The organism is Flagellimonas pelagia (assembly GCF_003584135.1).
Lineage (GTDB): Bacteria > Bacteroidota > Bacteroidia > Flavobacteriales > Flavobacteriaceae > Flagellimonas > Flagellimonas pelagia.
This window is the reverse complement of sequence record NZ_QXFI01000013.1, coordinates 42,832-56,905: the sequence shown is the minus strand read 5'-3', so window position 1 is coordinate 56,905 and position 14,074 is coordinate 42,832. Positions and strand designations below refer to the sequence as shown.

The window sequence follows — 14,074 nt, the reverse complement described above, 5'->3', positions numbered from 1 at the left end:
TTTAAATTTTGAATGCTAAATCGTTTCTTGACTGGTCTTCACTATTTTGGTCAATATTTTAATGATCTGGTCGATTTCATCCAAATAAGATTCTGTCCCAATCTTTGTCAATTTACTTTCTTTGATCAATCTGAGCCAATAACGCGTTTCCCTTGCCTCTTTGGAAGCAATCGCCATTTTTGTGATAAAATCCCTTTTGGATTGACCTGCACCAGCTTCAACAACATTGGCTCCAATGCTGGTTGATGAACGAAGCAGTTGATCAGCAAAGACAAATTCTTTATTTGCCTTCAAATCTTTGACCAATTTGATGATACTAAGAGAAAATTTAAAGGTCTTGTCCTCAATCAACACTTAAAACTTAGAATTGAACATTTAAAAAAACTTATCCTTTCTTTTCCAATTCGCTCATGATATCGACCAAAACCCCAACACTTTCAATGGGAAGTGCATTGTACATGGAAGCCCTGTAACCACCAACGGATCTATGCCCGTTGATGCCGCTGATGCCTGCTTCCTTACACATATTATCAAATATATCTTTGAGTCCATCATCAGTAATATTGAACGTGGCATTCATCATGGAACGGTCTTCTTTGGCCGCAAAACCAGAGAATACAGGGTTCAGTTCAATTTCGGAATAGATCAAGTTGGCTTTCCGCTCGTTGATTTCCTCAATGGCTGGAATACCTCCCAAATCCTTCAACCACTGCATCGTAAGCATAGAAACATAGACCGCAAACACAGGGGGAGTATTGAACATACTATCCTTGCTTACATGCACGGCATAATCCAACATGGATGGGATTTTTCGGGATACCTTACCCAATACATCTTCCTTGACTACTACAAGAGTGGTTCCGGCGGGTCCCATATTCTTTTGGGCCCCAGCGTAAATCAGGTCAAATTTTGAGAAATCGAGCTGACGTGAAAAGATGTCGGAACTCATATCACAGACCAAGGGAACGTCCGTTTCTGGAAATTCTTTGATCTGTGTGCCATAGATGGTGTTGTTCGAGGTCAGGTGAAGATAGTCCAGGTCATTCGGGACCTTGTATCCCTTTGGGATATGGTCAAAATTATTTTCTTGGGACGAGGCCACTTCAACAATTTCGCCGAATAAGCGGGCTTCCTTGATGGCTTTTTGACTCCAGGTACCCGTATTCACGTATCCTGCTTTTTTCTCCAAAAGATTATAGGCGGCCATTAAAAACTGCATGCTCGCACCACCCTGAAGAAAAATGGCCTGATAGCCTTTTCCTTCCAACCCCATCAATTCCAATGCCAGGGAACGGGCCTTTTCAATGATGGCTACAAATTCCTTGCTACGGTGGGATATTTCGATTAGGGAAAGTCCGATTCCATCGAGGTCCATTACGGCCTCGGAAGCCTTTAACAAGACCTCTTTGGGCAAAATGCTGGGTCCTGCACTAAAATTGTGTTTTTTCATTTCCTTGGTTTACGGGATAAAGGTCTTAAAAATTCTTGGATCTGAAAACGGTTCTCGGGTTTCGATTTTTCTTAAAGTTGAAGCAGAAATTCCATAGTATCGACACCATCGGCATAATCGTTCAATCGAGGTTTTTGTGTCTCTCCAAAACCGACATGTCCATCCTTATATTGATTGGAAACCACACATTGGATTTGATCGTTTAACGTATCCAATTCTTTCTGAAGGTTTTCTTCTGAACTATAATAGGAATAGAACAATACCGAAATAGGCGAGGAGAGGGAAGCCTCTTCTTTCAAAACCAAAAATTCATTGTCCAAAATCTTGAAATCGCTCATCAGGTACACCGCTTTGTTGTAGTCGTAGTTATTGGCATACTTGTGTTGGTGGATAATGTCTCCGTAAGCGTACATGGCCTTGAAGAAAGGGTCAAAATCAAATCCTTCGGGGATATAAATTTTGGAAACATTGCGGCAACCCAATCCATAATACCTGAAAATATCTTCGCCCAAAGCCACCAATTCTTCTTGGGTCTCTTTACCGGTCAGGATAGCCACCGAATTTCGGTTCTTGCGGATGATATGTGGTTTTTGCCCGAAGTAATACTCAAAATAACGTCCTGTATTGTTGCTTCCAGTAGCTATAACGGCATCAAAACCTTCCATTTTCCCTTCCACAAAAGCAATGCTTTCTTCTAATGATGGATCTTGTTCAACCAAAAATTTCACCAAATGGGGCAACAATCTTTTATCGTTGGAGGAAAGCTTTGCCAAAACCTTATGTCCGGACAAGATAACGCAGAGAAAATCATGGAAACCTACCAAAGGTATGTTCCCGGCCATGATGATGCCAATGATTTTTGGATAATCCACAGTGCTCAAATCATATCCAGACAACCAATCTTCAAGATTTTCTTTGGTGAGCAAATGTCCCCATTCCCTTAAAGCGTGCAAAATATTCTCTTGGGTAAACCATCCGTTTTCATGTTCGGCCCGAGCCACTATTTCCTTGAATTCAAGGTCGATGGAATCATCGTTCGCATAACATTTTTCGCAAAAATCCGTTAGGTATTTTCCAAGTTCGACAAAAGCTGTTATTCTTTGGTTATACGGTGTCATTAAATTTGTACACTAAATTACTAGGGTTTATTTTTGTCAAAAGTAAGCATGCTGAAAAGAATCAGCCCAAAAGGAAAAGGAAATTATGGCCATAATTATAACAGATGAATGCATAAACTGTGGTGCTTGCGAGCCAGAATGCCCCAATACCGCAATTTATGAAGGTGCCGATGAGTGGAGATACAGCGATGGAACATCGTTGACCGGAGATGTGGTTTTGCCAAACGGCAAGGCCGTGAATGCGGATGATGTGCAGGATCCTGTAAGTGATGAAATTTATTATATCGTTCCAGATAAATGCACCGAGTGCAAAGGTTTTCATGAAGAACCCCAATGTGCCGCGGTTTGCCCGGTGGATTGTTGTGTCCCCGATGAGGACCATGTTGAAAGCGAAGATGTATTGTTGGGCAAGCAGCGTTTTATGCATCCCAACAACTAATCAATAAAATATCTTGTAATTTAGCCCGGACTTTAAATGGTTCGGGTTTTTTTATGGAAGAAAAGGAAAAAGAGTACAAAGGCATTTGGATGCAGTTGGGATGCATCCTCTCTTTGGTGGCCATTTTAGGAATCATTGCCCTGTTTATCATGGGCATCTACCTTTTGATTGGGAAATATTGATCCCTCAACCAAAACTTCAACTTATATTTGCAGCCTTAAATCAATGAACAGTCATCAATAATCAATGAATACAATGGTATTTCTGTTCTGAGATTTGATCCGAGTTCTAAAATATAACATCTATTATCTAGTCAATGAAAGCCGGTATTGTAGGATTGCCCAACGTAGGAAAATCAACTTTGTTCAATTGCCTTTCCAATGCAAAAGCACAAAGTGCCAACTTCCCTTTTTGTACCATTGAACCCAACATTGGTGTGGTGAACGTGCCCGACCAGCGACTGGAAAAATTGGAAGAGTTGGTAAATCCAGAGCGCGTGGTTCCTGCAACGGTGGAAATTGTAGATATTGCGGGATTGGTGAAAGGGGCTAGCAAGGGTGAAGGTTTGGGCAACCAGTTTTTGGGAAATATCCGCGAAACCGATGCCATTCTGCACGTTTTGAGGTGTTTTGACAATGACAATATTGTGCACGTGGATGGTTCCGTAAACCCAATTCGAGATAAGGAAACCATCGATATGGAACTCCAGTTGAAGGATTTGGAAAGTGTGGACAAAAAACTGGAAAAAGTTAAAAGAGCAGCCAAAACTGGAAATAAGGAAGCCCAAAAGGAAGAAGCCGTGCTCAATGCCGTTAAGCAAGGTTTGGAGTCCGGAACTTCGGTTCGCGCCATTCAAATCAGCGAGGAAGACCGTGCCGAATATGTAAGACCGATGCAACTGATTACGGACAAACCCGTGATGTATGTATGCAACGTGGATGAAGGTTCAGCCACAAAGGGTAATGCTTATGTTGAAAAGGTAAAAGAAGCGGTAGCCAATGAAAATGCAGAAGTCATCTTTTTGGCGGTTGGCACCGAAGCAGATATCACCGAATTGGAAACTTATGAAGAGCGCCAGATGTTCTTGGAAGATTTAGGCCTTACTGAGCCAGGTTCTGCCAAATTGATTCGCGGGGCTTACAAATTGTTGGATCTAGAAACCTATTTCACCGCCGGTGTTAAAGAGGTTCGTGCTTGGACCATTCCCGTTGGGGCCACCGCTCCCCAGGCTGCAGGGGTGATCCATACCGACTTTGAAAAGGGATTTATCCGTGCAGAGGTGATTTCTTATGACGATTACATTAAATATGGCAGCGAATCCAAGGTAAAGGAAGCTGGCCGTATGCGTGTAGAAGGCAAGGAATATATCGTGAAAGACGGTGATATCATGCACTTTAGGTTCAATGTGTAAACGCTGACCGTTGTAATTCTACCTGATTTTCTCCTTTAAATTTTTAGCTCAAGTTTAGTTTTGATGTATGTCGAACAAAAGCTTGGGAATCTTTTATGGTATTGTGGGGGTAATTCTGTTTTCCTCCAAGGCGGTTATGGTCAAACTGGCCTATGAATACCATGTGGATACCTTAGATCTACTTTTATTCCGCATGTTATTTTCTTTGCCCTTCTATCTTTTCATTCTTTTTCTGATTCGAAAGAAAAAACCGTCGGTAAGCATCAGTGTTAAAGATTATGCCTGGTTGTTCCTCTTCGGGTTTGTGGGCTACTATCTGGCCAGCTATTTCGATTTTTTGGGATTGAACTACATCAAGGCAGGTCTGGAACGGATTATTCTATTTGTGTATCCCACGATTGTAGTATTCCTTTCCTGGCTTTTTTTCAAACAAAAAATAAACAAAGTGCAATCCGTGGCCATTATCATCACTTACATTGGAGTGGTTATCACCTTTTGGAGCGAATTGGATATCACAGGCAATGGAGTGTTGTGGGGTGGTTTTTTGGTACTACTGAGCGCTATTACCTATGCTTCGTATTTGGTGGGCAGTGGTTGGTTGATTCCCAAGTTTGGGATGTTACGATTTACGTGTTATGCTATGATCATTTCTACAACCTGTATCATGGCACATTACCTCATTGCCGGGAGCTGGCAACTTTGGGAATATCCGCTACCGGTGTATCTTTATGGTTTCGCCATGGCCATTTTGGCCACTTTGATCCCATCTTTTCTGGTTTCGGCATCCATAGAACGATTAGGCGCTTCCAATTTTTCGATATTGGGTAGCTTGGGACCAGTTTCCACAATTCTGTTGGCTTTTGTATTTTTGAATGAAAGATTGACGTACTGGCAATTACTAGGAATGATGGTGGTGATTTTTGGGGTCACCTACCTCTCCATACAGCGAAAAAAGAGGGCTAAGGCATGATGTATATTAACAATTGTACACTTTCATTGTTGATTACTTTCTTTGTCCGGCACTGTTATTTTTGCCCCTAAATTTTATATTAGCAAGGATTAACCCTTATAGATTAATGGCAGAAACCCAGTATACAGAGGATAATATTCGTTCCCTGGATTGGAAGGAGCATATTCGCATGCGTCCTGGAATGTACATTGGTAAGTTGGGAGATGGCTCGTCCGCCGATGACGGTATCTACATACTGCTCAAGGAAGTCATTGATAACTGTATCGATGAATTTGTCATGGGTGCAGGAAAGACCATCGAGATTACCATAAAGGACAATGTTGTAAATGTGCGCGATTATGGCCGTGGCATTCCATTAGGCAAGGTGGTCGATGTGGTTTCCAAGATGAACACCGGGGGTAAGTACGATACCCGTGCGTTCAAGAAATCGGTAGGGTTGAACGGTGTCGGTACCAAAGCCGTCAATGCCCTGTCCACTTTTTTTAAGGTGGAATCGAACAGGGATGGGCAATCCAAGTCGGCGGAGTTCAATATTGGAAACCTTGTCAATGAAGAGCTTTTGGAAGAATCTTCAAGAAGAAGAGGGACCAAGATCAGTTTTACGCCGGACGATACCATATTCAAAAACTATAAATACCGAAATGAGTATGTGGAACGCATGCTCAAAAATTACGTCTACCTCAATCCCGGGCTCACCATTATGTTCAATGGGGAGAAGTACCAGTCCGAAAACGGTTTGAAGGATCTGTTGGAAGACAACAACAACCAGGACGATTTTCTCTACCCAATCATCCACCTGAAAGGAGAGGACATTGAGGTGGCCATGACCCATAGTAAAACCCAGTACAGCGAAGAATACCATTCCTTTGTGAACGGGCAGCATACCACACAGGGAGGAACACATCAAGCTGCTTTCAGGGAGGCAGTGGTCAAGACCATCCGCGATTTTTACGGAAAAAACTACGATGCTTCCGATATAAGGAAGTCCATTATTTCGGCAATTTCGATAAAGGTCATGGAACCTGTTTTCGAGAGCCAGACCAAAACCAAGTTAGGATCCACCGATATGGGAGGCAATCTGCCAACGGTGCGCACCTATATCAACGATTTTTTAGGCACCTATTTGGATAACTATCTGCACAAAAATCCTCAGACCGCTGAGGCGTTGCAACGCAAAATCGTTCAAGCGGAGCGGGAGCGCAAGGAACTGTCCGGTATTCGAAAACTGGCAAGGGAACGGGCCAAAAAGGCAAGCCTTCACAATAAAAAGTTGCGTGACTGTCGTATCCATCTTCAAGACATGAAAAGTGACCGCAGGCTGGATAGCACCCTTTTTATTACGGAGGGGGATTCCGCTTCCGGATCTATCACCAAATCTAGAGATGTGAACACCCAAGCCGTGTTCAGTCTTCGTGGAAAACCGTTGAATTCCTACGGAATGTCCAAAAAGATCGTGTACGAGAACGAGGAGTTCAACCTGCTACAAGCGGCATTGAACATTGAGGAATCCATGGAAGATTTGCGCTACAACAATATCGTAATTGCCACGGATGCGGATGTTGACGGTATGCACATTCGTTTACTGTTGATCACATTTTTCCTGCAGTTCTTCCCAGAGCTGATCAAGGAAAATCACCTATATATTCTTCAAACCCCATTGTTCAGGGTACGCAATAAAAAGGAAACCATTTATTGCTATAGTGAGGAGGAAAAACGCCAGGCCATTGAAAAACTGACAGGTAAACCCGAAATCACCCGATTCAAGGGATTGGGTGAAATTTCTCCGGACGAGTTCCAACATTTTATTGGAGACGATATCCGCTTGGAACCTGTAATGCTGGACAAAGCGATGAGCATCGACAACCTGTTACAGTTTTACATGGGAAAAAATACGCCGGACAGGCAGGAATTTATCATAAATAACCTTAAAGTCGAACTAGATCTAGTTGAGGAAAATCAACTGTGAACCAACTAAATGCTGCCCTTCTAAATGGAAGAGAACGAAGAACTGAATGATGAAGGTTTAGAAAACCATGAAGAGCCCCAAGATAGCCTGGTCAAGGTAACGGGGATGTACAAGGATTGGTTTTTGGATTATGCTTCCTATGTAATTTTGGAGCGTGCTGTACCGGCCATTGAGGACGGGTTCAAGCCTGTGCAGCGTAGGATCATGCATGCCCTCAAGGAATTGGACGACGGACGTTACAACAAAGTGGCCAATGTAGTGGGGCATACCATGCAATACCACCCCCACGGTGATGCCAGTATTGCAGATGCCATGGTCCAAATTGGTCAAAAAGACCTTCTCATCGACACTCAGGGAAACTGGGGGAACATCCTGACCGGGGACGGTGCCGCGGCACCCCGATATATTGAGGCCAGACTTTCCAAGTTTGCACTGGAAGTGGTGTACAGTCCAAAAATCACCGAATGGCAACTTTCCTACGACGGTAGAAAAAAGGAGCCCATCAATCTTCCGGTGAAATTTCCATTGTTATTGGCGCAAGGTGCCGAAGGAATTGCAGTTGGACTTTCGACAAAAATATTACCGCACAATTTTGTGGAATTGATCGATGCTTCCATCAAGCACTTGAAAGGACAACGTTTTACGTTATATCCTGATTTCCCTACAGCTGGCATTATTGATGTCACCAATTATAACGATGGTTTGCGTGGCGGCAAGGTCCGGGTAAGGGCCAAAATCTCCACTTTGGACAAGAACACCTTGGTCATCACCGAAATACCCTACGGAACCAACACTTCTACTTTAATCGATTCCATTCTCAAAGCCAATGAGAAAGGCAAGATCAAGATCAAGAAGATAGAGGACAACACTGCCGCTGAAGTGGAAATCCTGGTACACTTGCCCCCGGGGATTTCTCCTGACAAGACCATTGACGCCTTGTATGCTTTCACCGCCTGCGAATCCTCCATTTCGCCTTTGGGATGTATCATTGAGGATAACAAGCCTAATTTTATTGGGGTTAAAGAAATGCTTCAACGCTCCACGGACAATACTGTTGATCTACTGAAAGCTGAGTTGGAAATCCAGCTTGACGAATTGGAGGAACAGTGGCATTTTGCTTCTTTGGAGCGCATCTTCATTGAGAACAGGATTTATCGCGATATTGAGGAAGAAGAAACTTGGGAAGGGGTAATCGCTGCCATCGACAAGGGATTGAAACCGCATACCCAACATTTGAAACGCGCTGTAACCGAAGAGGATATTGTTCGGCTGACCGAAATCCGCATCAAGCGTATTTCCAAATTCGATTTGGAAAAGGCCCAGCAATTTATTGAGGGGCTCGAGGAAAAGATTGCGCAGACCAAACACCATTTAGAGCATTTGGTGGAATACGCTATCGATTATTTCAAAGAGCTGAAGAAGAAATACGCAGCGGGCAGGGAACGCAAATCCGAGATCAAGATTTTCGATGACATTGAGGCCACCAAAGTGGTCATCCGCAACACAAAACTGTACGTCAATAGAGAGGAAGGTTTTATTGGCACCTCCCTAAAACGTGACGAGTATGTGACGGATTGTAGTGACATCGATGATATTATCGTTTTTACCCAAAAAGGGGAAATGATGATCACCAAAGTCGACTCCAAGGTGTTTGTGGACAAGAACATCATCCATGTGGCCGTGTTCAAGAAAAAGGACAAACGCACCATCTATAATATGATCTACAAGGATGGCAAAGGAGGTCCAAGTTACGTGAAACGATTTAACGTGACCAGCATCACCCGCGACAAAATGTATCAATTGGCCGGAGAGAAAGCTTCTTCGGACGTATTGTATTTTTCAGCCAATCCTAATGGGGAAGCCGAAGTGGTAACAGTTATGCTTCGTCAGTCGGGCAGCATTAAAAAATTGAAATGGGACCTGGATTTTGCCGATGTGCTTATCAAAGGAAGGGCATCCAAAGGCAACCTTGTCACCAAATATCCGGTAAAGCGTATTGAACTCAAAGAAAAAGGTGTTTCCACCCTTAAACCCAGAAAAATCTGGTTCGATGACGTGGTTGGCCGCTTGAATGTGGATGGAAGAGGGGAGTTGCTCGGGGAATTCAAGGGGGATGACCTGTTACTGGTCATTGACCAAAAAGGCATTGTAAAAACGATTGTACCTGATTTGCTCGCAAGGTTCAACGACGATATGATCGTTCTTGAAAAATGGAATCCGAACAAGCCGATTTCTGTAGTGCATTATGACGGCGAAAAAGACCGGTATTTCCTCAAACGCTTTTTGGTAGAAAACCCCAACAAGGAGGAAGTGGTCATTTCCGAAAGTCCAAAATCTCATTTAGAACTCGTTTCCACAGATTGGAGACCCATGATTGAACTGGAATTTGTAAAACCACGCGGAAAGGAAGCCAAACCCAATCAACAAGTCAATGTGGAAGAATTTATTGCGGTTAAGGGCATAAAGGCTTTGGGCAATCAACTGACGGCGGAAAAAATCAAAAACATTAATGTTTTGGACTCTTTGCCCCATGAAGAGCCCGAAGAGACTAAAACTGAGGACATTGAGGTAGTAGATGAAGAAAGTATAGATGACGATGATACTGATATAGGGACAAAAGATGAAGGTTCCGATCAAACTTCTTTGTTTTAAGTCTTTTTCTGCCTATATTCTCGCCCAAGAGACACACCTAAACAAGACGCTTAATACATTTATATGGATTTCACCAACCCGCTGGTATATGGCGTACCAGTTTTTATTGCCTTTATTTTAGTAGAATTGACTTATAGCAAAACCCACGGGGACGATCACCTATACAATTGGAAGGATTTGGCCGCCAGTGGTTTTATGGGGATCGGATCCGCTATTTTGGGCCCATTGTTCAAAGTAGCATTCGCCATTGTCCTTTTTGAAGGTGTTTACGAATTATGCAACCCCATAGTTGATGGAGTCCGCACCAATTTTCTGGGCTTCCAATCCTTTAGCTACGCATGGTATGTTTGGATTCTGTGCCAATTGGCCGACGACTTCACCTATTATTGGTTCCATCGTGCCAACCATGAAATCCGTATTTTGTGGGCGGCCCATATCGTACACCATTCCTCAGACAATTTTAATCTTGGGACCGCAGTAAGGAACGGCTGGTTTACCATTTTATACAAACCTTTCTTTTATGCATGGATGCCCGCCATTGGATTTCCGCCAGAAATGGTAGTGGTTTGCCTGGGCATTGAAGCCCTTTGGCAATTCCAGTTGCACTCAGTCTATATCCCAAAATTGGGCTTTTTGGAAAAGTTCATGAACACCCACACCATGCACCAAGTCCATCATGCCCAAAACGTGGAATACTTGGATAAAAACCATGGAGGGTTCTTGAATATTTTTGACAAAGTATTCGGTACCTGGAAAGAACTTGATGATGATATCGATGTGAAATACGGTGTTATCCATTCACCCGATTCCTATAATCCAGTGGTTATCTTGACCCATGAATTCAAGGATATCTGGAATGATGTGAAGAAGGTAAAGAAGTTCTCACACAAATTAATGTACATTTTTGGCCCACCGGGATGGAGCCATGATGGCAGTACCCTTACCGTAAAACAACAGCAACGACTTTGCGAAGAGCACAAAGAAACCAACCCGACACTGGCTTATCACAGGCCGAATTGAGTTGTCAATGTTCTTCTACAATTTCCTGACCTTCATTTGGTTGTGGATTTTTCCTAATCCTTAGATTTAAGAATTCCACCATCAGTGAGAAGGCTATGGCAAAATAAAGATACCCTTTGGGTATGGCACCTACCTCGTTGCCAAACACTACCAAATGGGAAAGGTGTGCGGACTCGGCAATCAGCATGAACCCGATCAATATCAAAAAGGACAACCCCAATACTTGAATGGAAGGATGGCGGTTGACAAACTCTCCGACCGGGTTGGCGAACAACATCATGATCACAACGGAAATTACAACAGCCGTAATCATTAAAATTAGAGCATCCGTTGGGTTCGGAGAAATTCCGTTGGTCATTCCAATGGCGGTTAAAATAGAATCAAAGGAGAACACAATGTTGATTACGGTTATCTGAACTATGGCGTTCATCAAGGAAGATGATCTTGATTTTTCAACTTCCCGCTCATCATGCCCCCTATCTTCAATCTTCTCATGGATTTCCTTGGTACTCTTGTAAAGTAGAAACAATCCACCTCCAAATAAAATCACGGCTTGCCAGCTGATGCCCCCTGTAACCCAAGATTCGTTCAACACCAGAAAGGGCTTTTTCATCTTGGTCAGCCACGTAATGCCAAACAACAATAGAATCCGCATGACCATGGCCAAAACCAAACCGATATTGGTGGCTTTTCTTCTATTTTTTTTCTCCAGCTTGCCGGCAGCTATGGAAATGAAGATAATGTTGTCTATACCCAATACGATTTCCAAAAAAGTAAGGGTAAGCAGTGCCATCCAGGCATCGGGGCTAGAAAAAATATCAAACATGGTCAGTGTATTTTGTGTGCGGTTCCTTTAAATTTTCGTTTGTCGCCAATGGCGTTGTATTCAAAAGTATATGAAGAATCGGTTGTGGTCAATATTTTAATGTGGATGGATTTTTCCTCGGCCATGTTTTTAGGGTTCAAATTCTTGAGCACATACTCACAATCGTTAATCCATCGGATACTGGACGAATCCTTTTTTCCTTCAAATTCATCCACTTCCATTTTCAAAGTACGGTAAAAAATGGTCTTCTTTTCTTCTCCGTTAATAGTTGTGGTAAATGAGAATTTACCCGTTTTAAAATCACTACAGTTTCGTTGGGGAGGTTGTTTGCAGGCCATGAACAGCACAAAAAAACTCCCGTAAAGAAGATGTTTCATCATGACAACAAAATAACGGAAACTACTTGAAAGGGTCAATCATTTTTTGGATGGAATGATTCAAAAGTTCCATCAGCATAGAATATTACAATCTTTAAAGGCTCCTTCTTCATTTCAATATTCCTTGTGGCTGGCGATGGTAGTTCAGTTTGAATGAGCTTTGCAGGTTCAGTATCCACATCAAGATGTTTTGACGGACCAAGGGCAGGGGCATCGGGATCAGAAGGGAAATCACCTTCCCCCTTTAAAAGCCAATATAGATTTACATCAGGGAAAGCATGTGCCAATTTCATTACAAAATCCAAGCTGGGTTTATTCCTACCGCTTAATAGGTGGGAGATGCTGGAACGTTGCACACCAATCCTATCAGCAAAGGCCGATACGGTCAGGTTATAATAATCGATAACAGCCTGTATCCTAGAAACAATCTCTTCGTTCACAATTGTAAATTATAATATTTCAAAGTTAGTGCAAGTTATGGGAAATGCGGCAAAATAATATCATTAAGCTTGATTCTATTTAAATTTTTAATTCACTATATATAAATTAATTCATTGATATATAGTGTATTGTATGATAATTACTTTGCAACTGTTACATTTGTGACCATTAGCCTAAAGTGAGTGCAAACAAGCACTATTTTGGATTTACAATTGTGTCTTGTTAATAGTTACAAATGTAAAATGAGGTATGTTTACTTTTGTACTCTCAAGTTGCATTTTACATGATTGATTATTCAGAATACAGGGAAGATTCCATACACGGGCGTTACATTACGATGGAAATGCTCCAGGAAAATTGCTTTCCAAAACTTAAAGTGGATACCATTATCATTGGAAACTCTGTACAAGGAATTCCCATTCCGGCATTTACCATAGGTCAGGGAAAGCATAAAATTTTGATGTGGTCCCAAATGCACGGTAATGAGTCCACGACCACCAAAGCGGTATGGGATTTGGTCAACTTTATTCAGTCCCAGCATGAGACCGCCAAAAGCATAAAGGAAGCCTGCACCCTCACGATCGTTCCCATGTTGAATCCGGATGGGGCAAAGGCCTATACTCGAGTAAATAGCAACCAAATTGATTTGAACAGGGACGCCAAAAATTTAAGCCAGCCTGAAAGTGTTGCCTTAAGAACACTGTTCCAAAAATTCGAACCTGATTTCTGTTTTAACCTACACGACCAGCGCACCCTCTTTAGCGCAGGAAGAACCGATAACCCCGCCACTGTATCTTTTTTGTCGCCTGCAAGTAATGAACAAAGGGACATAACACCCTCCAGGGAAACAGCCATGAAATTGATCGGAGCCATGAATTCCCTTCTGCAAAAAATGATTCCAGGGCAAGTCGGAAGATATGATGATGGGTTTAACGACAATTGCGTGGGGGATACCTTCCAGATGCTTGAGGTTCCAACGGTATTGTTTGAAGCAGGGCACTACCCGAACGATTATGAAAGGGAAAAAACAAGGGAATATATTTTCCTGGCCATGGTGGAAGCATTACGAACCATTGCAACGGATGAAATCTCCGATTTTACCAAAGACACTTATTTTGACATTCCAGAGAACGAAAAATTGTTTTTCGATGTTTTGGTGAAGAACCCAAGAGTCATCAATAAAGAGTATAAGGAAGGGGAGAAGGTCGGTGTGCGCTATAAAGAGGTTTTGGAAGGCTCTAAAATCAATTTTGTTCCAGAGATTGCCGAAGTCGGGACACTTGAAGGGTTTTACGCACACAGAATAATTGAAGTTGCTGATACAGTGGGTCTTGACTTTAACACTTCCCATAAAACCATCATGGATTTGTTTTTGTCAATCAACGAAAAATGAAGTATTTACAT

General features: G+C 42.5%; 14 protein-coding genes. 8 read left to right on the top strand and 6 right to left on the bottom strand.

Annotated features, from left to right (window positions below; genetic code table 11):
• Positions 1–15 precede the first annotated feature (15 nt).
• The 3 genes from D2V05_RS04710 to D2V05_RS04700 form a co-directional block, all read right to left on the bottom strand.
• The gene (locus tag D2V05_RS04710) at positions 16–354 is read right to left on the bottom strand and encodes a four helix bundle protein (protein WP_119646374.1); all 339 of its coding nucleotides are present in this window, start codon (positions 352–354) and stop codon (positions 16–18) included.
• 31 nt (positions 355–385) lie between these two features.
• A complete protein-coding gene (gene serC / locus D2V05_RS04705) occupies positions 386–1,450 on the bottom strand; it encodes a 3-phosphoserine/phosphohydroxythreonine transaminase (protein WP_119646373.1) in 1,065 nt (354 codons plus the stop codon).
• Positions 1,451–1,521: 71 nt separating this feature from the next.
• Positions 1,522–2,568 carry an acyl-CoA reductase gene (locus D2V05_RS04700; RefSeq protein WP_119646372.1) on the bottom strand — a complete coding sequence of 349 codons (1,047 nt, stop codon included), beginning with the start codon at positions 2,566–2,568 and terminating at the stop codon, positions 1,522–1,524.
• Positions 2,569–2,653: 85 nt separating this feature from the next.
• Between D2V05_RS04700 and D2V05_RS04695 the strand changes: the two genes are divergently transcribed.
• The 7 genes from D2V05_RS04695 (at position 2,654) to D2V05_RS04670 (ending at position 11,026) form a co-directional block, all read left to right on the top strand.
• A complete protein-coding gene (locus tag D2V05_RS04695; RefSeq protein ID WP_119646371.1) occupies positions 2,654–3,007 on the top strand; it encodes a 4Fe-4S dicluster domain-containing protein in 354 nt (117 codons plus the stop codon).
• A gap of 53 nt (positions 3,008–3,060) precedes the next feature.
• Positions 3,061–3,189 carry a hypothetical protein gene (locus D2V05_RS19885; protein WP_262706547.1) on the top strand — a complete coding sequence of 43 codons (129 nt, stop codon included), beginning with the start codon at positions 3,061–3,063 and terminating at the stop codon, positions 3,187–3,189.
• Between the two features lie 134 nt (positions 3,190–3,323).
• Entirely contained in the window at positions 3,324–4,418 is a 1,095-nt protein-coding gene (gene ychF / locus D2V05_RS04690; RefSeq protein ID WP_119646370.1) for a redox-regulated ATPase YchF, read from the top strand.
• A gap of 67 nt (positions 4,419–4,485) precedes the next feature.
• Entirely contained in the window at positions 4,486–5,388 is a 903-nt protein-coding gene (locus D2V05_RS04685; RefSeq protein ID WP_119646369.1) for a DMT family transporter, read from the top strand.
• A 106-nt stretch (positions 5,389–5,494) separates the two neighbouring features.
• Entirely contained in the window at positions 5,495–7,354 is a 1,860-nt protein-coding gene (locus D2V05_RS04680) for a DNA topoisomerase IV subunit B (RefSeq protein ID WP_119646368.1), read from the top strand.
• Positions 7,355–7,378: 24 nt separating this feature from the next.
• Complete coding sequence (locus tag D2V05_RS04675; RefSeq protein ID WP_119646367.1) at positions 7,379–10,006, top strand: DNA gyrase/topoisomerase IV subunit A; 2,628 nt, start codon at positions 7,379–7,381, stop codon at positions 10,004–10,006.
• Between the two features lie 63 nt (positions 10,007–10,069).
• Positions 10,070–11,026 carry a sterol desaturase family protein gene (locus tag D2V05_RS04670; RefSeq protein WP_119646366.1) on the top strand — a complete coding sequence of 319 codons (957 nt, stop codon included), beginning with the start codon at positions 10,070–10,072 and terminating at the stop codon, positions 11,024–11,026.
• Positions 11,027–11,030: 4 nt separating this feature from the next.
• On the opposite strand, the gene D2V05_RS04665 is transcribed toward D2V05_RS04670, so the two are convergent.
• Genes D2V05_RS04665 through D2V05_RS04655 form a run of 3 tightly spaced genes read right to left on the bottom strand, consistent with a single transcriptional unit; the run spans position 11,031 to position 12,669 of the window.
• On the bottom strand, positions 11,031–11,852 hold the full coding sequence (locus D2V05_RS04665) for a TerC family protein (RefSeq protein ID WP_119646365.1): 822 nt from the start codon (positions 11,850–11,852) through the stop codon (positions 11,031–11,033).
• Between the two features lie 2 nt (positions 11,853–11,854).
• Positions 11,855–12,232, bottom strand: a complete 378-nt coding sequence (locus D2V05_RS04660) for a DNA topoisomerase IV (RefSeq protein ID WP_119646646.1) — start codon at positions 12,230–12,232, stop codon at positions 11,855–11,857.
• Between the two features lie 32 nt (positions 12,233–12,264).
• Positions 12,265–12,669 (bottom strand): helix-turn-helix transcriptional regulator, encoded by a 405-nt coding sequence (locus tag D2V05_RS04655; RefSeq protein ID WP_313786746.1) that lies wholly within the window; start codon positions 12,667–12,669, stop codon positions 12,265–12,267.
• Between the two features lie 284 nt (positions 12,670–12,953).
• On the opposite strand from D2V05_RS04655, the gene D2V05_RS04650 reads away from it, so the two are divergent.
• A complete protein-coding gene (locus tag D2V05_RS04650; protein ID WP_119646363.1) occupies positions 12,954–14,063 on the top strand; it encodes a M14 family metallopeptidase in 1,110 nt (369 codons plus the stop codon).
• The last annotated feature ends 11 nt before the right edge of the window (positions 14,064–14,074 follow it).

Excerpts from the sequence above, each read along its gene's own strand:
- D2V05_RS04650 (WP_119646363.1), top strand. The coding sequence starts at position 12,954 with ATGATTGATTATTCAGAATACAGGGAAGATTCCATACACGGGCGTTAC.
- serC (WP_119646373.1), bottom strand. The coding sequence starts at position 1,450 with ATGAAAAAACACAATTTTAGTGCAGGACCCAGCATTTTGCCCAAAGAG.
- D2V05_RS04670 (WP_119646366.1), top strand. The coding sequence starts at position 10,070 with ATGGATTTCACCAACCCGCTGGTATATGGCGTACCAGTTTTTATTGCC.
- D2V05_RS04665 (WP_119646365.1), bottom strand. The coding sequence starts at position 11,852 with ATGTTTGATATTTTTTCTAGCCCCGATGCCTGGATGGCACTGCTTACC.
- D2V05_RS04675 (WP_119646367.1), top strand. The coding sequence starts at position 7,379 with ATGGAAGAGAACGAAGAACTGAATGATGAAGGTTTAGAAAACCATGAA.
- D2V05_RS04685 (WP_119646369.1), top strand. The coding sequence starts at position 4,486 with ATGTCGAACAAAAGCTTGGGAATCTTTTATGGTATTGTGGGGGTAATT.
- D2V05_RS04700 (WP_119646372.1), bottom strand. The coding sequence starts at position 2,568 with ATGACACCGTATAACCAAAGAATAACAGCTTTTGTCGAACTTGGAAAA.
- D2V05_RS04695 (WP_119646371.1), top strand. The coding sequence starts at position 2,654 with ATGGCCATAATTATAACAGATGAATGCATAAACTGTGGTGCTTGCGAG.
- D2V05_RS19885 (WP_262706547.1), top strand. The coding sequence starts at position 3,061 with ATGGAAGAAAAGGAAAAAGAGTACAAAGGCATTTGGATGCAGTTGGGA.
- ychF (WP_119646370.1), top strand. The coding sequence starts at position 3,324 with ATGAAAGCCGGTATTGTAGGATTGCCCAACGTAGGAAAATCAACTTTG.
- D2V05_RS04680 (WP_119646368.1), top strand. The coding sequence starts at position 5,495 with ATGGCAGAAACCCAGTATACAGAGGATAATATTCGTTCCCTGGATTGG.
- D2V05_RS04660 (WP_119646646.1), bottom strand. The coding sequence starts at position 12,232 with ATGATGAAACATCTTCTTTACGGGAGTTTTTTTGTGCTGTTCATGGCC.